The following is a 23,266-nucleotide window of genomic DNA, read 5'->3' as shown; positions in this document are numbered from 1 at the left end:
CATGAAGCGATGCAACAAAGGGAAGTCATTCCTTTTGTTGCATCCTGTTTTACCTATCCTATTTTGAACGTGTATTTTTATAAATTTTCAGGGAGGTGGCATTGGTACATGACGAGCGCGTTTGTGTTTTCCCGCAGGGTAGCGATTGTTTTCGGATTCGGTTTAGTGTAAATGACGGGCAAATCTTGTTCGTCCCATTGAGGTTGGACAGAAAATGCAAGCCTTTCTTGATCAAGGGAAAATTCTGCATGTATGCCTTGCTTGTTCCCACGGGCATCTAAGCGGATCCAGCGATTGATTGCCCGGAGAAATACGGCATTCAATGCATGAATGCAATAGCCTTGGTCTGGGGAATTAAAGAGCCTAAGCCGCTGATAACAAAAATCGGTTGCAATTTTTTGTGATCTCAATAATGCGGCTAATAAATTCGCTTTGGCATAGCAAATTCCTTCCCTATAGTAAAGCACCTCTGAAACTTTGCATGTAATTCTTGAACTTTGAATGTCCCAAGAGTGAGCGATGCGATCTCTTACAAATTCATAGGCTGTTTTTGCTTTTTCCATTTCAGGCATCCCTTGATGAAACAATTCACAGACAGCTTGCTGGATAAGGGGATGAGAGAAATTGACCACATTTAGTTCTTCAAGATAATCCTGGAAATGAGAAGATTCAGGAACTAGCTTCATTAATAGCGATCCTTTCTTTTTTTTGCATAATTATATGTTTTTTTGAATTAAAATCCAATTATTTCTTATGAAAGACCATTTCGTTGCGCGGATGATTTGTTCGCTTTTTGATAATTAAGAAGAAGGATCTTTGTTGTTTGCACAGATTTATTGTCAAAGACAAAAATGTTCAAAATGAATCCGTTTTCAACTTTTTGATCGCTTGATTATCCTTGCTTGTTTCGTTAAAGTGTAAGAAGTACAATATTTTTCTCTTGGAGGAACGAGAGTATGACACATATTCGTTTTGATTACTCGAAAGCACGATCTTTCTTCGGAGAGCATGAGCTTACATATTTGCGCGATGCCGTGAAGGTGGCACACCATTCATTGCATGAAAAAACAGGAGCGGGAAATGATTTTTTAGGATGGATCGACCTTCCTGTTGATTATGATCGCGAAGAGTTCGCCCGTATTCAAAAAGCAGCTGCTAAAATCCAAGCAGACTCCGATGTATTGCTTGTCATTGGTATCGGCGGGTCTTATTTGGGGGCCCGGGCGGCTATTGAAATGCTCCAGCATTCATTTTATAATGTGCTGCCAAAGGAACAGCGCCGCACGCCACAAATTATTTTTGTTGGCAATAACATAAGCTCGACCTATATGAAAGATGTCATGGATTTGCTGGAAGGCAAGGAGTTCTCCATTAATGTGATTTCCAAGTCAGGAACAACGACGGAGCCAGCAATCGCCTTCCGTATTTTCCGCAAGCTACTGGAAGAAAAATACGGAAAAGAAGAAGCTCGTAAACGCATTTACGCGACAACGGACCGTGCCCGGGGCGCGCTTAAAACATTGGCGACAGAAGAAGGCTACGAAACCTTTATTATTCCGGATGACGTGGGCGGACGCTATTCCGTTTTGACGGCTGTTGGTTTGCTTCCAATTGCGGTCAGCGGTGCCAACATTGAAGAAATGATGAAAGGGGCAGCACAAGCGCGTGAAGACTTCAGCAAATCTGAGCTTGAGGAAAATGCGGCTTATCAATATGCGGCTGTCCGTAATATTCTTTACAATAAAGGAAAAACAATCGAAATGCTGATCAACTACGAGCCTGCGCTGCAATATTTTGCAGAGTGGTGGAAGCAATTATTTGGCGAAAGCGAAGGGAAAGATCAAAAAGGCATTTTCCCGGCATCTGCAAACTTCTCGACCGATCTCCATTCATTAGGACAATATGTGCAGGAAGGACGTCGCGATTTATTTGAAACCGTTCTTAAAGTGGAAACACCGCGCCATGAACTGACGATTGAAGCCGAAGACAGCGATCTGGATGGCTTGAACTATTTAGCGGGGCAAACGGTTGATTTTGTTAATACAAAAGCGTTTGAAGGCACGCTGCTCGCTCATACTGACGGAGGAGTTCCGAATTTGGTCGTGACGCTTCCACGATTAGATGAATATACATTCGGCTACCTCGTTTACTTCTTTGAAAAAGCGTGCGCCATGAGCGGCTATTTATTAGGAGTGAATCCATTTGACCAACCGGGAGTAGAAGCTTATAAAGTGAACATGTTCGCTCTTTTAGGCAAGCCGGGCTATGAGGAGAAGAAGGCCGAGCTTGAAAAACGCTTGAAATAACGAGGTTTTGCGACATATAAAAAGCAAGAAAAATCGGGGTCTCTTACAATGTTGAGGGACCCCGATTTGCGATGTGTTTAAGGAATTGACCATAATACTCACCTAGAAGCCTCCTGCCTCTAGCCAAGAGTATAGAAGGGAAAGCTCCTTAGTTGATAAAAGATATTGGGGAAACGAAGCTTATGAGCTGAAACATGCTAGAGACAACAGCTGTCCTCGGCTCCCAACAAAAAAGAGGCTCCGCCTCCATTCCTCTCAAGGATCATATGGATAGAGACAGCCTCTTATTTTGAACAATAAAACTCAACTATCATTATTCCTCGTTCGTTTGATTTCCTTTTCCTTTAATAATCTCCCATATTTTTAGAAGTTGCTGACGTTGTTCTTTAGGAGCGTTTTTCAACTCTTTGATCAATACATCTAACTCCGGATCGTGTTCTTCCTTCTGAGCATGTTCCTCGCCCGTTGCCGTGTCCGGATTGACGGTGCGTCCAAGCAAATAGTCAGTAGATACACCATAATAATCTGCAAATTCTCGAATCGTCTCAGGATCGGGATTGCTTGCTCCTGATTCATAGCGATGAATTTGATATTTTGTAAGACCGAAAATTTCCCCAGCCCGTTCTTGGGTAAGGTTATGCTTTTCTCTTAACTTTTTCAACCGATAACCTAGTACACTCATCACTCGCATAACTCCCTTATGTTTCTCGAAAAAAATCATATCATAATTGCTAAAAGTGCAAAACAAAATTGCGAAAAACGAAAGAAAATGTTTGACGTTGCGAAAAATGAAACATATAATAAGAAGTGTTGATTGCGAAAAATGCAACAGAAAAGAGGGTGGGGTCATTGGTAAAGGTCAATCTTCGCAAAATTAGAGAATGTCGAAAAGCAAAAGGTTTATCACAAGGGGAGGTTGCAAAGCTTTTAGGGTTCAATACCGTCTATCCTTATCATCGCAAAGAAAGCGGCCAGCAGCCTTTTACGGCGGAGGAGCTAATGGAGCTGGCTCAGCTGTATAATGTACCTTATGAGCATTTTTTTATATGGGATTATGCTAAAAAGCGAGACAATATGTAGGACGCACAGAAAATGCTGCATTGGTAGGATGCAGAGAATAAGGCAGGCAATGTGGTAGGAAAAAGATTTATTTCGTATACTTTTGGCCTTTGTTGCAGGATGCAGTCGAGAATGAATGTATTGCAAAAAAATAAACAAACCATAATTATCCATATCTGTTGGATGTTTAATTTTTTTATGCCATAATAATAAGATAAGAGCGAATATTGAAAGAACCAGCTTTTGTTCCTTCTGCTTTCGCTAATTTTATTACATGAAAAAAATCCTGTTGACAGAGGAGGAGTATAGTGGGGAATTTTGTGCAAAAAATGAATCAAGAACGGACGCAGCAAGAGGATCCTGCTTTGCAATGCACGCAAATGCTGGACAAGCAGATTCACGAATATGTTCCGGAAAATCAATCCATGCATTTTCATCATTTTTTGTCCATGAGTTGTCTTTTATTTGACACAGATCATCAGTCATCGTTCATTATCGATTACTGTCTAAATAATAAGAACGACGAGGCTGTTCGAGAAGCGATTGAATGGGCCGCCAACAATGGGCTATATGAGCTGGTATCTAGCTTGGCTGAGCTTTATCCGAGCTGCTTTAGCGATCTGTATTTGCTTTGTCTGAAGAAAAAAAACGCTGAGATTTCTCCTGTTCAATTGTACAATGAGTTAGAAAAAATGAAATTTCGCTTAGGAAAAGAAGCGGAGGTACCTGAAGTTCTTGTTTTAGTGAAAATTATGTCCTTATATAGCTTTCTTAGCTTACATTCATACGGACTCATTTTACCGGTAGCTGCCGAAGCGTTTAACGAAGCGGAATTCATTAAAAACAGCTATATCAAAGAATCCTATATGATTCGAATCAAAGAAATCATGGCGATTTATTATACAAAGCAATCGCATTTACAAGATGCGATTTCAATCGCTCAAGAGACGATCAATTTAGAAAATTTCAGAAAATTCCCATTTTTTGTTAATTCTATGCTGCATTTATTAGCAGAGATCTATGTTTATGACGATTATAACAAAAGTATTTATTATATTGAAAAAGCGATTGAACATTTTAAGGAAATTGGAAGTTCTGAGCGATTTTTGGATTATGAGCACGCCCTTTATGCGACGCATGATTTTATTAAAATCACGAATGGAATGCACCAAAATTTATATTTAACTGATAAGGCGGAAAAAGCACATTATTTAGCGCGCCAGCCAGATGCTTTTTCAAAAGAAAGAGCTCTTTATTTATTGGAAGAGATAGCTAAAGAAAACGGGAAGCTTTCTCCGTTTCATCTTTGCTACAAAGCCCTCGCATTAGGCGATTTGCGACTCATGAAATTTGCTGAAACAGAATTTCTGAAAAACGGGGAATTATTCCACGTTCGGCTGCCAAGAAGATATTTAACGTAATTTCTGAAAGAAGTCTCCCGCCTCAAGGAACGTGAAGGGCACAGCCCCGTGAGTAGGCGGGAGATGAATTTCGGTTGGCGATAACCAAAGGTTTTGATATAATCAGTCTTATAAAGATAAAAGGATTGATATATCAATGAAATTAGATAGTAATAATCATTCAGTGTTCTCGTTACATTACCATCTTGTATTAGTCGTGAAGTACCGCAGAGAAGTATTCACTGATGAAATATCTGATTTTGCAAAAAATATGTTTATTGAGATTGGAAGCAAATACAACATTACTTTGACAGAATGGAATCATGACAACGATCATGTTCACGTTCTATTCAAAGCCCATCCTAATTCCGAATTGTCAAAGTTTATCAATGCCTATAAAAGCGCAAGTTCTCGACTGATAAAGAAAAATTTTCCTCATATCAGAACAAAACTGTGGAAAGAAATGTTTTGGTCAAGAAGCTTTTGTATGCTTACAACAGGCGGTGCTCCAATAGATGTCATAAGGAAGTATATTGAGAATCAAGGCAAAAAGTGAGTTGATTTGATATGACCCATCAACACAAAGCGTTCAAGTTTCGCCTATACCCCCATGAAGAACAGAAAGAGTTATTAGAGAAAACGTTTGGTTGTGTGCGGTTTGTCTACAATCAAATGCTCGCCGAACGCAAAGAACGATATGAAAAATTCAAAAACGATAAAGAACGGCTTAAAAAGCAAAAGTGGCCAACACCCGCCAAATATAAAGAAGAATTTCCGTTTCTCAAAGAAGTGGACTCATTAGCTTTGGCAAACGCGCAAATCAACCTGCAAAATGCCTATAAAAACTTTTTCAAAGGTCGGACGGAATTTCCGAAATTCAAAAGTAAAAAGCATAAGCAATCTTACACAACCAACATGGTCAACGGCAATATTAAGTTGGAAAATGGTCATATCCAATTACCCAAGTTCAAAAAACCGATCAAAATGAAGCAACATCGAGAAATCCCCGCCGAGTATAAAATCAAATCTTGCACCATTTCTAAAACAAAGTCGGGCCAATACTATATTTCGATTTTGACCGAATATGAAAAGAAAATGGAACCTGTCAAGATTCAAAAAGTGGTCGGTTTAGATTTTGCCATGGACGGTCTATATGTCGAGAGCGAACGGGGTGAGAAAGCCAATTACCCACGTTACTATCGACAAGCGTTAGACAAACTGGCCAAAGCAGGGCGAATTCTTTCCCGTAGAAAGAAAGGTTCTTCACGATGGGAACAACAACGCTTAAAAGTGGCTCAATTACATGAAAAAATAGCAAACCAACGCATGAATTTTCTTCATCACAAGTCAAAAGAATTAGCAATCACTTATGACGCTGTAGTCATCGAAGACTTAGACATGAAAAGTATGTCTCAAGCCCTTCATTTTGGAAAAAGCGTTCATGATAACGGGTGGGGGATGTTCACAAGATTCTTAGAATACAAACTAAAAGAGCAAGGAAAACAACTGATCAAAATCGATAAATGGTTTCCTTCGACAAAAAAGTGTTCTTGTTGTGGCAAAGAAAAAGAAATGCCGTTATCTGAACGTGTGTACCAATGTTCTTGTGGTTTAGTATTGGATCGCGATCACAATTCTGCGATCAATATCAAAAATGAAGGATTACGCTTAGTAGCGTTCGCATAAAAAACAACAACTCTTGGAACAAGAGGGTTCGCTCGGTCCATTTCCTATCGTTAGATAGGACTACCCGAGAAGCCCCCACTTCAATCAAACCGCAAGATTGATAAGTGGTGGGTAGTTCACAAGCTATGGAACAATAGAGGAAACGGCATGCCTTTTTAGTATAAAAATATAAAGATCAAACAAGCATGCTACGGTTGAAGCAACGCCGCTTTTAGACCTATTCTTGCTTCTGTAACGCGGCGTTGTTAAGTAGAAAAAAGCAAATGTTAACATGTTAAGTTGTGTGTATATATTTTAAGATCATGACAATTAGGGCAATCTATTTAAAAAAGGAGGTCATTTGTCATGATTGAAATTCCTTCCGCATTAGAAGGCAAAACATTTCGCTTATATAAGCTTGAACAGGAGCTTAAACCGCTCGGCTATGTTATTGGTGGCAATTGGGATTACGACCATGGTTCATTCGATTATAAAATTGACGACGAAGTGGGCTATCAATTTTTGCGTGTCCCATTTGAAGCCGTTGATGGGCAGCTTGACTCCAATGGGACAACCGTCAAACTAGGGTGCCCCTATTTATTATCACACAAATACCAAATTGGCGTGGATGATCATGCCCATATCGGAAATTTGAGCGCATCATTTAATCAATTTGCAGAGCCACAAGACCCAGACGCTCAAATTCCAGAAAAATATATCAATATAGGCAAAATACTTGTGAAGGAGCTGGAAAATCATTTGCTTCAGTGATGCTTAAGCACAAAAAGCCGATCGCTTTGTTGAATGGTAAAAAGGGGGGAGGGATTCATAAATGGCACTCCCTCTCTGATAATTCCAATCAACAGAATTTGTTGATTAAGCAAAATGCGGCTGCTTTCAGCCATTGTCTGTCCAACCAGCTCATCAGGTGGATCAAGAAATTGAAAACAGTTTTCCCCAAGTCGATACAATAACTGTTCAATTAGCGGCGAAATGCCCGGAGACTGAAGGCTGTTGATGATCGAAAAGCTTGAGAGCTGGTTCGTTTGAATAATTTCATCTGCACCTGCTAGTTTGGCATTGTTGACTTGCTGCGTCGTCAAAATTTCAATGATGGCATAAATGTCTGGATTGATTCCTTTGGCTGACAATAAAGTTAAAATTGATGCCATATCGGCATCCAATTCATTTTTATGCTGGTCGGCTGTGATAACAATCATCTTTGCCTTTGCTACGTTCGCTTTTTGTAAGATCGAATCATAGGTCGGATTTCCTTTAATAAAGTGGACTTGGTTATAAGAAACCGGAAGAACGTCTAGTGTTGCATCTACAATAACAAAAGTAAAGGACGGGTGAGCGGCTGTTAACTGCTTGAGCAGCTCGCGTACTCGTTCGTTCCAGCCGACGACAACAACATGCCCCTCTTTTGTATAAGCAACGTTTCCATGCAAGAGAGCATTTTCTCTGGATATGGCGGAAGCAGATAGCGCTGCAAAATAGGCCGAAATAAAGCCTGTACCAAATAAAATAAGCGCAATGCCAAGAAATTTGCCAAGCATCGTTTTGGGAACAAAATCTCCATAGCCGACGGTTGCGGCCGTTACAATGGCCCACCATATGCCATCAAATAACGTTCGATATGTATTCGGCTCTGCGGCATGAATCAGACCTCCGAATAAAAGAATAAAGCTGAATCCTACAAGCAGCATGCGGACAAATATAGGGAGACGAAAATAAGCGTATTTCATCGTTTCCTCCTTCATTTAGGCATATAGATGCAGATTCACCACTTCGCTTTTGGTATGAGATAAGGCTTGCATGGTTCAATGGTTGGGTCGCTGAATAACCAATCGCTTATAGATCCATGAATGGGGCTGGAGGCGACGTTGTTTGGCTTGTTGCCATGTGATGGTCACATAACGCAAGAAAAAGTCCGTGGCTTTGCCTTTAGCTTTCGATTTTCCGCAGCCCTCTGCATTTTTATAGATATGGATATTTTGCACAAAATCATGTTTTTCTTGCATAGATCTTCTTCAATTGCCAACACTACTACTGCTATTAACCAATGCAAGGAGGATGCTTTCATGGATATGAACCGTGTTAAGCAAATTATTTCTTCACCTGCTGATGTTTCTGTTTATTACAATGGTGTGCCTGTCTGGATTGACGATTACAATGAGAAAGCTGGAACAGCCAAGGTACATATGCGTGACGGTCTGCTTCAAGAAACGAGAGAAGTGCCAGTCGAAGAGCTGGAAGAAGAAAACGCCTGAATAAGGCGTTTTTAAATTTTTTGCAATAAAGGCTGCTTTTATTTTTTTAAACTCCTTTATCAATCGACCATAACAGACAGATCATATAATTTTCATTGTTTTAACATCATCCACCGAGATCCCATCTCTTAACGGAGTGGAGATCGAGAGGATTATATGTCGAAATATTAAGAAATATTAAGGTGAATATAGAGGATTTTCTAGCAAGGTGGTCAAAAATATATGATCATAAACAATAAGAAAGAGGTGAAGATGGATGGAGAAAGCAGGGAAAAATGATCTTTGTCCTTGTGGAAGTGGAAAAAAATATCAAAAATGTTGTGGCAAGCAGCGAGAGGTAATATCGATGAATGAATTCATCATGCAGGAGGTTATGCAGGTCCAGCGCGATTTGCTCCATTATGCCTTGACAAAACATAAAAAGGAACTGGGTGAATTTATTGCGCGAAGAACGAACCATTTACTAGATGATGAATGGGACGAACTGTTTGTATTTTATACCACTTTATGGGCGGTATTCTGCCAACCGTTGGTGAACAGAAAAACGATTATTGAACATTATATCCAAACATGCGCTTCACAGATTAAGAGCCCAACTATCCGCAAACTTCTCCACACTTGGGGTCGTGAGTTCCCTTCGTTTGTGCGCGTCATCGAACGAGAATCCCTCAGCTTTGTGATCGCTGAAGATATTTTTACCCAAAAACAAAAACGTATTGCCTTCGATAAACCAGAAATAAAAGAGGGCTATTTGCTTATCGGAACCCTTGTATCCTCTGGTCCAGCCTATTCTTTTTTTATTTCTTGTTTAGAAATAGAAAGGCACGTAGCCGAAACAGTCATTGAACTCCTTCAGGAGATGTTTGATGAAAAAAAAGATGTTTCTGTCCGTGAATTTGTTACCTTATCTTTTCCGGAGCTATTATATGAATGCTTTTTACAATTATCTTCTAAATATCTTTCAATTGAATCGCTTGAATGGGAGCAACCAGTTTATGAACAGGTGGCCTATGTATTGCAGGAGCGAATGGAAGAAATTCATGGAAATGGGCCTTGGATTTATGTGGCTATTGTGCTATGGAAGGTATATTGCGACTTAGAGCGGCCTTTTATTCAAAAGCCGGAGCTGTATGCAGCTGCTATCCATTATTTAACTCTTGTCATTGTGATTCCGTACCAAGCGGCAACACAGAAAGAGATCGCAAAATGCTACAGGATTTCCAGCAGGAGCATGGCTATCAAATATCGCGAAATGGAAGAGTCTATGGCAGAGTTTATCGCACAAATATATAAAAAAATAGATCATTTTGAAGAAGGACGCATTTTAACCCCAGAGTTCATTCCCCATTCGCAAATCACGACTGAACCAAACAGGCATAATATTCGTCGTCTCATACAGAAACCAAACGATTCAGCAGCTCAAGAAGGACACTTGTTTGTTCAATCGATGCTTACTAATAAAAAGAGCGAATCGTTGAGAGAACAAGCACAAGAATTGCTTGATCAAGCATTTCACGAAGTAAATCCAAAAAGGCGAAAGGAGCTTGTGCATCAAGCTTTGCGTTTGTACCCGAATAGTGCAGCTGCTTATAATATTTTAGGTGACGAAGCAACGACATTGAAGGAAGCAGTGACCTATTATCAAAAAGGAATGGAAGCGGGAGAAAAGGAGCTTGGAAAGAGCTTCTTCCGTGACTATAAAGGTCATTTCTGGATGATAACGGAAACAAGATCATATATGAGAGCAAAAGAAAAGTACGCACAGGCACTTTGGCTGCTCGGAGAAAAAGAAAAAGCGATTAAGCAGTATGAGCAGCTGCTTCAATTAGATTTTAACGACAATCAAGGAACTCGCTATGTGCTGTTGCCTGCTTATTTAGAAACGGAAAAATACGAAAAAGCAGAAGAACTGATAGAGCAGTATGATGAGCCCACTGCCTTCATCAGCTATAATCGCTTGCTTTTAGCGTACTTGAGATACGGTCTTCATGAAGAGATGGAGGAATTGTTAGAGCAAGCTTGGCAAACAAATGAGTATGTGATGGATTATGTATTGAAAAAGAAGCGGCCTCCAACAAATTCTCCTTCGTTTTATAGTCTTGGCGATGAAAATGAAGCTGTCATATATGCAAAAGAACATCTTGCTTTTTGGCAAAAGGAGCGTGAACTGCTTGGGTGGCTTCAAGCAATGGCTCCTTCTTTTAAAACAAAATGGTAGCAACATGAGAACGGGATGAGGAATAAAAAATCATGGACAGTGAATCTTTCAGCCTAGTTGCCCATCATCTCTACATGCCTCCAACCCCCTAACAAGCTGTGCTTCGTATTTTTTCTCTTCCATCTTATCCATTACCACCTGGGCAAAACGATCAGACGCGGAGGAGAAAGGGCTTTTGATTTTTGGAAGTTTAGATTATAGGGCAGAAATGGGGCGATATGTTAGCCGGAGCATCCGTTCACGCTATATCAACGCTAGTAAAAAAGAGACGAACGATCTTTGGAAGAGCGGCGACCGGAAACGAATTTGTGAATTTGCCTTCGTCACGCATCTGTGTGACGAAGGTTTGAGAACGTTGCTTTCAGTCTTACACCCGGCTGCCGAAACAGCAAGGCCTCATATCCATGATGCTCCAGCTACCTTAATTTCTTCATTTTTCAACGGAAGAGTCTTATAATATGTTTTCAACCTACGAGTTTGTTGGCCACGAAAAGCGATATGGTTCAATGGGGGAAAGGACAAATCTTGTTCGAACGTCCTTCCCTAAATGACCACTAGAAACGTTGGATTATTGCGGCTTATAGGCTGCTTTGCCAAATTGCTTCATAAGTATTAACGAGCAGCAGAGAAACAGCACATCAACAAATCCATAGATCGTATCATATCCGCCGATTTTAAGAAGCCAGCTCCCGATTATAGGTCCGCACGCCATTCCAATATATCGGAAAAAATTATAGGCCCCAATAGCAGTAGATCGGTTGGAATGAAATATTTGCGTAAGAAGAGTTGTTTGTACAGGCAAAGAGGTTCCTAGGAAGAATCCAAATAGCATGATGGAAACAATCAGTAATGGGAGCGCTATATGTGAAACTAAAAGAAATAAGAACACGGCCAACACATTTAAATAGGCGGTCGTGACAATCACATTTCGGCTTGGGAAGCGTCCTTGTATCCTTCCGCCGACGAAGCTGCCCACGACAATAAACAAAGACATGCATAGAAACACGATTCCCTTTTGTTCTGCTGGAAGCGCGTATCGGTCGTTCAAAATGTTTGGCAAAAATACTAAAAAGTTATATAGCGCATAGTATTGCGTAAAGCCCAATAAAATGATGGACGCGCCCGTGTGATTTTTTAAAATAAAAACAAAATCCCGTGGCTGGAAGCGTTCTGTAGAGCCTGTTTCCGTTTTAGTTTCTTTTAAAAAAATAAAATTGAACAGGAAAATAACAGCGCCTACGAATACAAGGACAAGAAAGACGGTATGAAAGTTAAAGCTTCCCCCAATAAAGCCTCCAGCGATCGGCCCTGCGACCGGGCCAAGCGAAACCATCATTTGAAACGTTCCCATCGCTTTTCCTCTTGCTTTCCCTTCAAATAAATCGCCGATCACCGTAGCAGCAACGACGGAGCCAGCCGCAATTCCAATGGCTTGCAGAGCGCGAAAGACGAGCAAGATAGAAATGGAATGTGAAAAGAAACAGCCAAGAGATGCTAGTACATAAATAAAAATACCAAATAAAAGAACCTTTCTTCGCCCCTTTGTATCTGTAAGAGGTCCATAAACGATCTGCATGAGTGCTAAAAACAAAGTAAAAATGGAGATTGTCAAATTCACCAAAAATGAAGATGTGCCAAAATCTTTTGTGACTTCTGGTAAAATAGGTGTGTAGATCGTTTGTGTAAATGGACCAAGAAATGCAGCAAGCGACACTAAATACACGATCAGTGTCTTATTCATCTGCTTCCTCCTTTCATGTTTTATTAAGAAGTAAAATCAGCGCTTCTGGAAGATTCAGTCACTCGCTTTAAATAATATTTAAGTATGCTCCCTTTTTATGTATTTTTGCAAATAAAATGCTTAAGGAGGAATGGGAAGTATGCAGGAATCATTGATTATTAGGGATGCTTGTTATGAGGATCTTTCGGCGATTGTTCGGATATATAACGAAACCATTCCCTCAAGAATGGTCACAGCAGATTTAGAACCGATAACGGTAGAGAGCAGAGAAAGCTGGTTTTGGGAACATTTTGCTGACACCCGGCCGCTATGGGTCGTTGAGAAAGAGGGGCAAATATGTGCATGGCTCAGCTTTCAGTCTTTTTATGGACGGTCTGCTTATCAGCATACAGCGGAAATCAGCATCTATATTTCTGAACAATATCGCGGACAAGGAATGGGAAAGCAATTGTTACAAGCCGCCATTGATGAATGCCCAAGGCTGAATATTAAAACGCTACTCGGATTTATTTTTGCCCATAACGAACCAAGCTTGCGTCTTTTCTCTCATTTTGGCTTTACTACATGGGGGCATTTTCCGAAAGTTGCGGAATTAGATGGCGTGGAGCGAGATCTTATCATTGTAGGAAAACGCATCGTATAGACAGTCGGTTGGTGGGAAATATAATAGAAAAATCGTCAGTACTTATAAAGGCCAACAAACAGTGAAAAGAGGGAGAAAGTATGAATGTAATGCCGATTCGTCTATTTACGATCCAAGATGGAGAAGGATTTGTCGCTGATGTATTCCAATGTCCAGTCACGAAAAACCTAATTTATAAATCGTCGGGGACGCCGGCTATTGTGTCTTATGAGCAGCTGTCTGAAATTCAAAAACGCGAGCTGCAAAGGTATGGATTTCAATTATTAACGGAAAAAGAGTTGTTAGCTTCCAATCAGATTCATGGTGAAGACAGCCATATCATTGAGGAATTTTTGCCGAAACACTGACCAAAACATGTCATCATACATTTGCTAAGTGTAGATTTCCGCCCTTCAAGCGAACGGCACCTTGATTAGCCTCTGACCGTCGAAAAAATGAGATTCTGCTTGTGAAGCGGGTTGCATCATTCGATAGATGAAAGAAGGCCAAAGCCAAAAGAAATCATATTCTTTTGGCTTTGGCTCTGTTTGGAGGAGGTTTAATATACTCCTACTTGGTTCCAAGCGTTGGCCACCGCATTATATGTTGAACTGCCGGATCCATACAAATCAGCAGCAGCTTGTAATAAAGCGGCTCGAGCATTGCTGAAATTGCTTGTTGGAGTTAAATAGACAGTTAATGCTCGATAATAAATTTTTTCTGCTTTTTCCTTGCCAATTGCAGTAATCGTCAAATAGGCAGCTTTATTTGGAATACCGCTATTTGTATGCACTCCGCCGTTATCTGAAGAGGTGTATACATAGTCGTTCATGTGAGCTGGCTGTCCGTATGCTTGAGGATTAGAAAGGCTTCTTAAAGCATCGCCGGAAACGTTAGGTGTATAGACGTCTTCGCCGATTAAGTAATCATTTGAATCTACAAAGCAAGCGAAAACATCTGACATTGATTCATTTAATGCGCCTGATTGGTTGCGATATTCGAGCCCTGCTGTTCGATCAGTGACAGCATGTGTTAACTCATGTGCGACAACATCGAGTCCGCCTGATAAAGGAGCGAACGTCGTTCCGTCCCCGTCTCCATAAACCATCTGTACTCCGTTCCAAAATGCGTTGTTATATCTATTGCTATAGTGAACCGTTGAGCGAATCGTTGCTCCGTTGTTATCAAAGCTATTGCGATTATGTGTGTTTTTGTAATAGTCGTAGACGACTCCTGCATAATAATGGGCATCTACATCAGCACGTTGTGAAGAAGCAGTCCATGCATTATTGCTGTCAACAGAGTAGGAGCCAGGCAAGCTCGTGCCATTTTGCGCCGTGCGTGTTTCGATGACCCCTGACATCGGCTTTGTCACATCGTATAAATAATAGGTGCCGTTAGAGTAGTAAGTATTAAGAGTTTTGTAATCTCCTAATACTCCGTAGCCATAGCCGCTTGTTGCCTCTTCGGCTACAGCATTGTAGGCATCGACAATTTTGCCGTTATTTGCATCAACGTAAATTTTCCAATTGGCCGGATACGGATAAATAAATTGCAATTCTACTTTATGGGTCAAATAGTAGTTTCCATCCTTCTCGTAAACAACCAGTTTGCTTTTTTCCACTGTATTGGCGACATCCGTTTTTTCTTTTAAAGGTGCGTTATCCTCTTTGACCTCTGTTTCTTGTTTCGTTACATTAATGTGCTTCCAAGCCAAGTCAATGGCTTCTTTATCCGAAATTTTAGCGGCTGTTTTGTTTTTAAATTTGTCCGAAGCGCTAGGACGGAGCTTTCCGTTCGTGGCTTTGACAATCCCGTTTTTATCCGTATGGACTAAAAATTCTCCGCCATCTATCGGAACGCCATTGAGTGACTGAACATATTTATAGTGGGTCATGCCTAATTCATCGGTCTTCACATCGACTAATGTAAGCTCTGTGTCAGGATTGATCTGATAAATTTCTTGATTGTTTTTCAAAAATTCCCGGATCGTTTTTTCGCTTTTAAAAGACTGTGAAGATAGCTTTCCGGATAGAAATTCTGGAGCACCGTTTTTCGCATCCCAGTTTTCTTGGAGGATTTGCATTTTCTGGTGGGCATGCTTTTGTGCTGCGGGAGATTGTACGGCCGCATACGATGATGGAAGAAGGGCACTAAACGTTAAACCTGCTGCTAAAATAAAAGTAGCTTTCTTTTTCATAAATTTCCTCCTTTGTAAAATTGGATTATATACGATAAAAATTGTATTATACAAAACGGCAAATGGGTATTGAGAAAGTGGTCATTAAAGTTGGATAGAGATGGGAATGATTTGGCCTTTATTTTTCAATATGTTCATAGTGTTAAATGGACTGTGCCTCATTGCAGCTAACGATCAGGCGTGTTGATCATCCAATAAAAACCAATGAACAATACCGGATTCCTCGCTTTTCATCTGAAGCCGGCGAGCCGGTTTGCCTCCCGATCGTGAGTTTTAATACGGTCCATTCATCATAATTATTACAGCACGAAGGACAATTGTATTGCTCGATAGATGATCGCTTTAAATAAAGAGAAAGAAGACATAAACAACCGAAATTCCCTGAACAAATTTCCTAATGAGGAAAGTTTATTGGAAAAAGTTAAATACTTTCTGAAATGAGCCAATTTACACAATAGAGTAATAACAGTGGAATATGTTAAAAATTACTCCAGTCCTGACGATAAAGAAAATGTTAGAAATAGTTTACTAAAATAATAGTGAAAGGAGTAGTGCTTTGGTTTCATTGCGGTATAGTCAACCTAATGTTTTTGTACAGTTAGAGTAACATGATAAGACATGGATGTAGCATGGACGAGCGTGCTTCTATAGTACTAATTTTTATTTATTAGAAAGGTGCATCAAGATGATTCTTATCAATGATCAAATTATTTCACCGATTTTGCTTGCATCATTGCAAGAATTGGATATCCCTGTTTTGGTTCAGGGGAATCCATCGAATTCTTTAAATGGCTTAAAGACATTAGACGAGACAGAATTTTTTGGGCTCATGAATGAGCAAACAAAACTATTAACGAATTCAGAAAGCTGCTTAAAATTGCTTGAATCATATGCCCCAGATAGCGTGCAAAACCGTTGGTCCAAACAGTTAAAAGACAAAGGGCTTTTTCGTTCTGCTTTGAAAAAAATGTATCCAGATTATTTTTACAAAGTTGCGGATAGGAATGAGCTGTACAGCCATTCGATTGATGAGATCCCTTTTCCTGTTGTTATAAAGCCCAGCAAAGGGTACTCAAGCGTAGGCGTATATAAAGTAAAAAGCGCAAATGAATGGGAAGCGGCGTTGCGGCAGTTAGAAACAGAACTGTTTGTAGCGGAGAATATGTATCAAAGTGTTATTGATGGAGAAAGTATTTTAATTGAAAAATGGATTTTTGGAGAAGAATACGCGATTGATGGCTATTATGACCACAGCGGTCATCCGGTGATTTTAAATGTTTTTAAACGATTGTTTAAAGATGAATATGATACATCAGACCGGATTTATTATACATCAAAGCAGGTGATTGCCGAGATTTACGATGACATTCTTGCGTTTATGCATCAGTTTCAAGAAATTTATCCATTAAAAAACTTTCCTATTCATTTTGAAATTAGAAAAAATAATGACAGCATAATTCCGATTGAAGTAAACCCGCTTCGGTTTGCTGGAGCAGGTACAACAGATCTCGGATTCTATGCTTATGGATGCAATGTATATGAACACTATTTCCGAGGAACATGCCCGGACTGGAACAGAACGCTTCAACATATGGACGATCACATCTATAGCTTCCTTTGCGCCGAAATTCCTATGCATATTTCTCAAAGCTTGATTCAATCCATTAATCACCCATTATTTCAAAAACAGTTTGACCACATCTTAGAATACCGGCCGATACAAGCAGCAAATGACCGAACTTTTGCGATCGTATTTTTTAAAAGCAAAACAATGGACGAGCTTTATCGGTTGCTGCGGCTCGATTTACAAGCATTTATCCACAGAAAGGAACTTCAATATTCGGGAGAAGGGGCTAAAGAATGAAAAAGATGCTTTGGAGAAAATCGATTCGATCTCAGCTTATTATAAGTTTTATCTTGCCTTTTATTCTATTTTCCGTCGTTGCATTTGGCTTTGTTTATTATGTGTCTAGTTACATTATCCAAGATCATGTAATTCCACAGTTTGATGAGCGCTTAACTGAAAATGGTGAAACATTGGCGGAAAAACTTGATCCAACTCTTATTCAAAATGTTATTGCCTTTCCAGAGAAATATGGGGAGGAGCTTAAACAAGAGCTTGACTCATTTATTAAAAATAAAAACGGAATTGAGTATGTATATGTATTGGCGAGACATAATGGGCGAGATGTCATTGTCGCTTTAAATGACAGCGACGAATTTATGGTGGAGTCTCCGTTTACAGAGGAACAAAAACAATCATATGAACAAAAAGAACAGATTTTAAGCAGCATTTACCAAGATAAGTGGGGAGTCCATAAATCCTTTTTTATGCCGGTGCGGGGAACGGATGCGATCATTGGCGTGGACATGAGTGCTAAGTTTATTAAGCAACTCGAGCATTGGATATGGACCTTTTCGATCATTTTAACTGCGGTGATGATTGCAGCTGGCATCATACTGGCGCTATTCATCGGAAATCGAATAGCCAAGCCTTTAAAACAATTAGTACAGTACACAAAGCGTCTCTCTAATGGGGATCTTAGCCAGCCGATCAAGATGAAACGAGAAGATGAGATCGGCATTTTAGCAGCCAGTTTTGAAGAAATGAGAAAAAATTTAAGCCATATCATTCAGCAAGTAAGCGATAATTCACAAACCATCCATGGAAGCAGTGAAATTCTTTTGGGGTCCTTTGCCGAATTGTCTCAAGCATCGCAGCAAATTGCTGTCAGCACAAATGAAGAAGCAAAAGGATCAGAGGAAAGAGCGCATCATATTGATCGCATTTCTCATATGATTTCTGAAATGTCGATGTCTATTTCTAATGTCGACGAGCAAACAAAATGGATTAAAAACCTTACAGGTCAGGCACGAGAGCAGGCGGAAAAAGGGAACATTCAAGTACAAATGATTACAGAACAAATGAGTAAAATTAAACAAAATGGAATAACGAGTAAACAAAATCTGTCTGATCTTGGGGAAAAACTAAAACAGATTAACCACATTATTCAAATGATTCAAGAGATTTCATCGCAGATTCATTTGCTGGCTTTAAATGCTTCCATCGAAGCAGCCCGCGCTGGAGATGCAGGGAGAGGATTTTCGGTCGTAGCTCAAGAAGTTCAGAAGCTGGCCCATCAAACCGACGAATCCATTCAAGTCATTTCTCAAGCGATAGAGGAAATGAACGAACAGGCTAAAGTGGTGCTTCAGCTAAATCAGCAAGATTTTGAAGATATTGTAAAAGGGGTGGAGATTGCTGAAGATAATGGCCGACTATTTCATGCGATTTATGAATCCGTAGAGCAGTTAACAAAAGGAATGGATGCTATCGCCAAAAATACAGAAGATCTATACCAATCCTCCGATCAGGTTTTGACATCCATTCAGGAAATTGCGGCTATTTCTGAACAAGGGGTAGCGGTGATTCAGGAGATTTCTGCTTCTGCTATTCAACAAAACCATACTATTGATTACTTAAAGGAGCAGAACATTCAACTAAAACGTTTAGCTGATCACCTTCAAGAGATGATTGCAAAGTTTAAGATAGAGTAAGTATTCCTCAGTAAAATCACGATCTCAATTTATAAAGAGTCGAGTGAATCTTTCGGCCTTTTCGTTTAAGCGGCGTAATCAAGTGTAATGATATCACTTTAATGGAATGTCAGGTGTGTTGATGATCCAATAAAAACAAATTGGCATCGCTTGACTCCTCGCTTTTCTGCCGTAGTCGGCAAGTCATTCGCTTGCCGACTGGGCATGCATCTGGCAGAAACGCTTGTGTCTAGCTCAATTATTCCATATTTTTAGTAAAATAATGGATCATTGCATTCTTGGATTGTCCATCATTAACCACTTTCAATATCAATATGAACAATGGATGAGATGCTGCGAAGCGAATAATAGACATCCGTTATTGATTTTTTCTGATCGACAGCTACTTTTAGTCTAATAAGATGATGATGATCATCAAAATCTTTAATTCGAACCGTTTTTATATCAATGATTTGCTGGTTAATGGCAGAAATCACATCATCAATATGATCGTTATTAGAAATAGTAATTTGCAAAACAAACTCTTTTTCTCGTAACTGCTTTGGTCCAAAAAAAGAGGTGAGAAGAGGAATGAGTTCTACGCTTAAAATAAGTAATCCCACGCTTAAAATAGCTTCCCAGTAAAATCCCGCCCCAACGGCAATGCCGATTCCGGCTGCTCCCCAAATAAGAGCAGCCGTTGTCAGACCCGAAATGCTGTCATTCCCTCGGCGCAAAATGACGCCTGCCCCTAAAAAACCAATGCCTGATACAATTTGCGCAGCAAGGCGAAGCGGGTCCATGGCCATGCGGTTTTTTAAAGGAAATACATATGCCGACTCAATAGAAACAATCGTTAATAAGCAGCTCACAATGGAAATGACTAAACATGTCTTTAATCCCACCGGCTTTCGCTTTAATTCTCTCTCGATGCCGATCACAAGGCCTAATACCGTTGATATTCCTAGCTTCATAAAAAGATGAAAATCCATATTTTATCACCTTTTCTTCTTCAGTCAATGTTATAATCATTATAAATTATAAAACGTTGAACGAGGGATGGATGATGCAATCACAAAATTTATTTAAGCCGTATCTCGCTCTTTTTATCGGTGCGCTCTCGATATCAACATCGGCCATCTTAGTAAAATGGGCACACGCTCCTGCAGCTGTAATCGCTTTTTACCGTCTCTTTTTTACAGTTGCACTGATGACTCCGATGTTTCTCCCGGCTTGGCGTGAACTATTGAAAATTTCGAAAAGAGATTGGTGGTTTTCTGCTATCTCTGGTGTATTGTTAGCTTTTCACTTTATTCTCTGGTTTGAATCTTTAAACTATACGTCGGTAACAAGTTCTGTTGTGCTTGTGACGCTGCAACCATTGTTTGCATTCGCTGGAGGCTACGTGTTTTTTAAGGAAAGATTGACGATTGGCGCGTTGTTAAGCGGCTTGCTTGCGATTGTTGGAAGCACCATCATTAGCTGGGGAGATTTTCGAATAAGCGGACAGGCGCTATTCGGCGATATGCTAGCCTTGCTCGCTTGTATGATGATTACAGGATACTGGCTGTTTGGACAGGAGTTACGAAAAAGACTATCGCTGACGATCTATACATATGTTGTGTATGGGATCAGCTCTCTCACCCTGCTGCTCTATGTGCTTTGCTTTCGCTATCCTCTACTTTCTTATAAAAAAACAGATTGGCTTTGTTTTATTTTACTTGCCATCATCCCCACTTTGCTGGGCCATTCGTTAATGAATTGGTCGGTAAAATGGGTAAGTGCTGCGACCATTTCAATGGGAATTTTATTTGAACCTGTCGGTGCTGCTATTTTAGCCTATTTTTTACTTGGAGAAATGATCCAACCATCGCAATGGATTGGCGGTTCCTTAATTTTATTGGGCATTGGCACATATTTATGGAGTGAAAATCGAAAAAAAACGTTACAAATTCAAGAAAGTGGATGAACCGATTTTCCCAATGAACAGATGGCTTGGATCGAATGGCAAAGCTATGCGCTGCTCGCTATTTGCAAACCTGCTTAAATATTTAAAATCTACTCTTGTTGTTTGTTCTAATAAGTAAGCTGACTTTTTCGCTGCTTTTTTTCGCCGTTTATTGAGTGCTGAAATAATTTCATCCTTTGTTTTGATTCCGATCCCATGCCCATAATAAAGATCTCCTCCTAAGTAAATGGTATTTTCTCCTTGCCATTGAGGCATTTCTGGATCGACATCAGGATTTTTAAAATATAGACAATCGCCGGGAATGTAGTCGTTCCCGGTTTTTGTTTGTACTCCTAAATCTTCGTCATAATGCCAATCGTATAAAAGAAGGTTGGCGAACAGCTGATTAAAAGTTTGCCGGTCAATCGTATCTAAGACTGCCTTATAGAAAATGATGACAATAGCTGTTGCACACTCAAAGGCGTATAGCTGGCTGTTTTCAAAAATATCATTAATCCCATCAGCTGGAGTCACATTCTTTTTTAACTCAAATCCGCCTAAATGGTTTCGTGACCAAAACTGTTCATTACATCTTGAAAAACGGAAAATGGTAAATCGTGCTTTACTTTTTGCTAAGCGAATAGCCGTATGAAGAATTTGTTCTCGTAGCTTCAGCTCAAATAGAAGCTGTTGTTCATTTTTATATGTGTATTTTTTCCTTTCTTTTAGTAAAGCTTGAAAAATCATGGTTTGTTCTTTAGATAAAGGCGAATGGGAAAAAAATTGGTTATCCACAATGGAGCTTTTAACTTGAATCATGTTGTCCACCCTTTCATTTTGGAGTTATCAACAAATTGTGAATATTAAAAAATAATTATTCACATATTTGCTCAAAACAGCGCTAGTATTTAATGATCAGTGTGAATAAGCACTGTGTTTTTGTGGAAAAATGTGGATAATCTGTGTAAAAGCATTTTAGAAAATAACAAAGGATCAGCAAAAATATGGGGATTGGTGTTCTCTTGTTTTACGGATAAGGTAGTGTATATAGTAGATTATATAAGAGCTTTTCTTAAAAAATTAGGCTAAAAAGCAGAACATTCACTCATATCCTTTCTTCGAAGCAAAATTCGTCCATCTTTTCATGAATCCGTATTTCTTATGTAAATGTCGTTATGAAGTCTTTGGATGCTGTATAATGAAAATCTGTTTCTACGGTTTGCTCTGATATGTGTCTGTTTTTCTCAAAGGAAGCTGACTGATGAACATCTAAAATTCGCTGTGACCAAAAAGAGTACAATAAAGAGAGCGATTGGTACAAGAAGCTGCTCAATCGATAAAAAATAGAATCAACATTTGCCGATGATGCTGTAAGGCTTATGTGCGCTGTTACAAAAAATATGCGCATTTGGATGCTGAAACTGTTTGTATACCCCCCAGGTTCTAATTGGGCATGATGTACAGCGATAGGGATGCCCTAACATTCGTTCCATTGTGTAATGGTCCGATTTGAGGTCAGGTGACCTTGTTTTTACAGATTGTTTATCATTTATACAGTACAAGGATAACGAGTGATTGCATCATATAAGTGTAACTTAAGCTAGAATCAATCCTCTTTGAAAAGTCAAAGATCGCCAGCGAGGCGGTGATTTTTATGCATCAAGAGGGTGGGTAACAATGAATAGAATAATGCCAATCCAGACATGTGAATCAACGTGTGAAGTGATTGGTTTTTTAGATACCTAATTATACTACTTCCAATGTTTAATATTGATTTTGAAAATACTCCCTTCATTTATGAAGGTGATTTGTCAAACAAAAAAGATATTGAATTTCTAAATATATCCTGATATTTTGTTCAAAAGCCTCCTCCTGAGCTGCCTATTTGAACTATGTTGTATGGTGTGATGCGTGTTATTATAGATGATGCGCTTGATATACTTATTGAGCGATGAAAATAAAGAGCAATTTTTTGTAAGGGATATGTTAAAGTATGTTTTGTTAGCTCATTTATGTATATGTTTATAGCATGGAATATATGTTTTTTTAAAAAAATATAAAAATAATTATTGCATTTTATTTTAGGGTATGATAAATTATAAAACGTCGCTGATGATGATAAATGAAACAGCGAACGGAAAATAAAGTGGTTGACAGTATTTTTTTACTGTGATAATATTAGGAAGTCGCTCTGATAAAGAGGATAAATGTTCTTTGAAAACTGAACAAAACGAAGCGTTAATCGAAAAATTTCGGTATGGTCAACCGAAATTTAAATAATAGCCAATCAACTTTCT

At 39.4% G+C, this 23,266-nt stretch carries 20 protein-coding genes and 1 pseudogene; 14 read left to right on the top strand and 7 right to left on the bottom strand.

Translation table 11 applies throughout. The features are described 5' to 3' along the window. Nucleotides 1-77 precede the first annotated feature (77 nt). Nucleotides 78-686, bottom strand: a complete 609-nt coding sequence (locus GGQ95_RS17190) for a transglutaminase domain-containing protein (protein WP_183187207.1) — start codon at nt 684-686, stop codon at nt 78-80. A gap of 270 nt (nt 687-956) precedes the next feature. Here GGQ95_RS17190 and GGQ95_RS17185 point away from each other — a divergent pair, with 270 nt between their 5' ends. Then, entirely contained in the window at nt 957-2,306 is a 1,350-nt protein-coding gene (locus GGQ95_RS17185; RefSeq protein ID WP_044745084.1) for a glucose-6-phosphate isomerase, read from the top strand. 313 nt (nt 2,307-2,619) lie between these two features. Here GGQ95_RS17185 and GGQ95_RS17180 read toward each other — a convergent pair whose 3' ends face one another. Then, a complete protein-coding gene (locus GGQ95_RS17180) occupies nt 2,620-2,988 on the bottom strand; it encodes a helix-turn-helix domain-containing protein (RefSeq protein ID WP_066148895.1) in 369 nt (122 codons plus the stop codon). Nucleotides 2,989-3,155: 167 nt separating this feature from the next. Here GGQ95_RS17180 and GGQ95_RS17175 point away from each other — a divergent pair, with 167 nt between their 5' ends. The 5 genes from GGQ95_RS17175 to GGQ95_RS17155 all read left to right on the top strand — a co-directional run bounded on the left by GGQ95_RS17175 (nt 3,156) and on the right by GGQ95_RS17155 (nt 7,201). Beyond that, nucleotides 3,156-3,386 carry a helix-turn-helix domain-containing protein gene (locus GGQ95_RS17175; protein WP_044745082.1) on the top strand — a complete coding sequence of 77 codons (231 nt, stop codon included), beginning with the start codon at nt 3,156-3,158 and terminating at the stop codon, nt 3,384-3,386. A 287-nt stretch (nt 3,387-3,673) separates the two neighbouring features. Continuing rightward, a complete protein-coding gene (locus tag GGQ95_RS17170) occupies nt 3,674-4,786 on the top strand; it encodes an AimR family lysis-lysogeny pheromone receptor (protein WP_080862615.1) in 1,113 nt (370 codons plus the stop codon). A gap of 136 nt (nt 4,787-4,922) precedes the next feature. Next, nucleotides 4,923-5,321 (top strand): IS200/IS605 family transposase, encoded by a 399-nt coding sequence (gene tnpA, locus GGQ95_RS17165; protein ID WP_044745562.1) that lies wholly within the window; start codon nt 4,923-4,925, stop codon nt 5,319-5,321. A gap of 11 nt (nt 5,322-5,332) precedes the next feature. Continuing rightward, complete coding sequence (locus tag GGQ95_RS17160; RefSeq protein ID WP_080862614.1) at nt 5,333-6,451, top strand: RNA-guided endonuclease TnpB family protein; 1,119 nt, start codon at nt 5,333-5,335, stop codon at nt 6,449-6,451. 345 nt (nt 6,452-6,796) lie between these two features. Beyond that, entirely contained in the window at nt 6,797-7,201 is a 405-nt protein-coding gene (locus tag GGQ95_RS17155) for a YugN-like family protein (protein ID WP_183187206.1), read from the top strand. On the opposite strand, the gene GGQ95_RS17150 is transcribed toward GGQ95_RS17155, so the two are convergent. Next, the gene (locus tag GGQ95_RS17150; protein ID WP_231734629.1) at nt 7,195-8,178 is read right to left on the bottom strand and encodes a potassium channel family protein; all 984 of its coding nucleotides are present in this window, start codon (nt 8,176-8,178) and stop codon (nt 7,195-7,197) included. The two genes, GGQ95_RS17155 and GGQ95_RS17150, sit on opposite strands and share 7 nt — an antisense overlap. Before the next feature lie 336 nt (nt 8,179-8,514). On the opposite strand from GGQ95_RS17150, the gene GGQ95_RS17145 reads away from it, so the two are divergent. The 3 genes and pseudogenes from GGQ95_RS17145 to GGQ95_RS17135 all read left to right on the top strand — a co-directional run bounded on the left by GGQ95_RS17145 (nt 8,515) and on the right by GGQ95_RS17135 (nt 10,921). After that, complete coding sequence (locus GGQ95_RS17145; RefSeq protein ID WP_066148897.1) at nt 8,515-8,703, top strand: H-type small acid-soluble spore protein; 189 nt, start codon at nt 8,515-8,517, stop codon at nt 8,701-8,703. Between the two features lie 256 nt (nt 8,704-8,959). Then, nucleotides 8,960-9,031, top strand: a pseudogene (locus GGQ95_RS18910) (SEC-C metal-binding domain-containing protein); the annotation flags it as partial. A gap of 18 nt (nt 9,032-9,049) precedes the next feature. Beyond that, nucleotides 9,050-10,921, top strand: coding sequence for a hypothetical protein (locus GGQ95_RS17135; protein ID WP_183187212.1), 1,872 nt, complete (start codon nt 9,050-9,052; stop codon nt 10,919-10,921). A 568-nt stretch (nt 10,922-11,489) separates the two neighbouring features. Here GGQ95_RS17135 and GGQ95_RS17130 read toward each other — a convergent pair. Further along, complete coding sequence (locus GGQ95_RS17130; protein WP_183187205.1) at nt 11,490-12,662, bottom strand: MFS transporter; 1,173 nt, start codon at nt 12,660-12,662, stop codon at nt 11,490-11,492. A 154-nt stretch (nt 12,663-12,816) separates the two neighbouring features. Here GGQ95_RS17130 and GGQ95_RS17125 point away from each other — a divergent pair, with 154 nt between their 5' ends. Together GGQ95_RS17125 and GGQ95_RS17120 are read left to right on the top strand one after the other, a co-directional pair. After that, nucleotides 12,817-13,305, top strand: a complete 489-nt coding sequence (locus GGQ95_RS17125; RefSeq protein ID WP_506913891.1) for a GNAT family N-acetyltransferase — start codon at nt 12,817-12,819, stop codon at nt 13,303-13,305. 80 nt (nt 13,306-13,385) lie between these two features. Then, on the top strand, nt 13,386-13,652 hold the full coding sequence (locus GGQ95_RS17120) for a hypothetical protein (protein WP_159720303.1): 267 nt from the start codon (nt 13,386-13,388) through the stop codon (nt 13,650-13,652). A 191-nt stretch (nt 13,653-13,843) separates the two neighbouring features. Here GGQ95_RS17120 and GGQ95_RS17115 read toward each other — a convergent pair whose 3' ends face one another. Beyond that, nucleotides 13,844-15,484, bottom strand: a complete 1,641-nt coding sequence (locus GGQ95_RS17115) for a M4 family metallopeptidase (RefSeq protein WP_183187203.1) — start codon at nt 15,482-15,484, stop codon at nt 13,844-13,846. 685 nt (nt 15,485-16,169) lie between these two features. Here GGQ95_RS17115 and GGQ95_RS17110 point away from each other — a divergent pair. Beyond that, nucleotides 16,170-17,348 (top strand): ATP-grasp domain-containing protein, encoded by a 1,179-nt coding sequence (locus tag GGQ95_RS17110; RefSeq protein WP_066148905.1) that lies wholly within the window; start codon nt 16,170-16,172, stop codon nt 17,346-17,348. Further along, nucleotides 17,345-19,042, top strand: coding sequence for a methyl-accepting chemotaxis protein (locus GGQ95_RS17105; RefSeq protein WP_183187202.1), 1,698 nt, complete (start codon nt 17,345-17,347; stop codon nt 19,040-19,042). The genes GGQ95_RS17110 and GGQ95_RS17105 overlap by 4 nt, the downstream gene beginning before the upstream one ends. 293 nt (nt 19,043-19,335) lie before the next feature. Here GGQ95_RS17105 and GGQ95_RS17100 read toward each other — a convergent pair whose 3' ends face one another. Then, nucleotides 19,336-20,013, bottom strand: a complete 678-nt coding sequence (locus tag GGQ95_RS17100) for an MgtC/SapB family protein (protein ID WP_044745071.1) — start codon at nt 20,011-20,013, stop codon at nt 19,336-19,338. Nucleotides 20,014-20,087: 74 nt separating this feature from the next. Between GGQ95_RS17100 and GGQ95_RS17095 the strand changes: the two genes are divergently transcribed. Continuing rightward, on the top strand, nt 20,088-20,990 hold the full coding sequence (locus GGQ95_RS17095; RefSeq protein WP_183187210.1) for a DMT family transporter: 903 nt from the start codon (nt 20,088-20,090) through the stop codon (nt 20,988-20,990). On the opposite strand, the gene GGQ95_RS17090 is transcribed toward GGQ95_RS17095, so the two are convergent. Next, entirely contained in the window at nt 20,967-21,788 is an 822-nt protein-coding gene (locus GGQ95_RS17090; protein ID WP_066148911.1) for a protein-glutamine gamma-glutamyltransferase, read from the bottom strand. The genes GGQ95_RS17095 and GGQ95_RS17090 overlap by 24 nt on opposite strands. Nucleotides 21,789-23,266 lie beyond the last annotated feature (1,478 nt).

The organism is Anoxybacteroides rupiense (assembly GCF_014196195.1).
Taxonomy (GTDB): domain Bacteria; phylum Bacillota; class Bacilli; order Bacillales; family Anoxybacillaceae; genus Anoxybacteroides; species Anoxybacteroides rupiense.
This window is presented reverse-complemented; position numbering and strand designations above follow the sequence as displayed.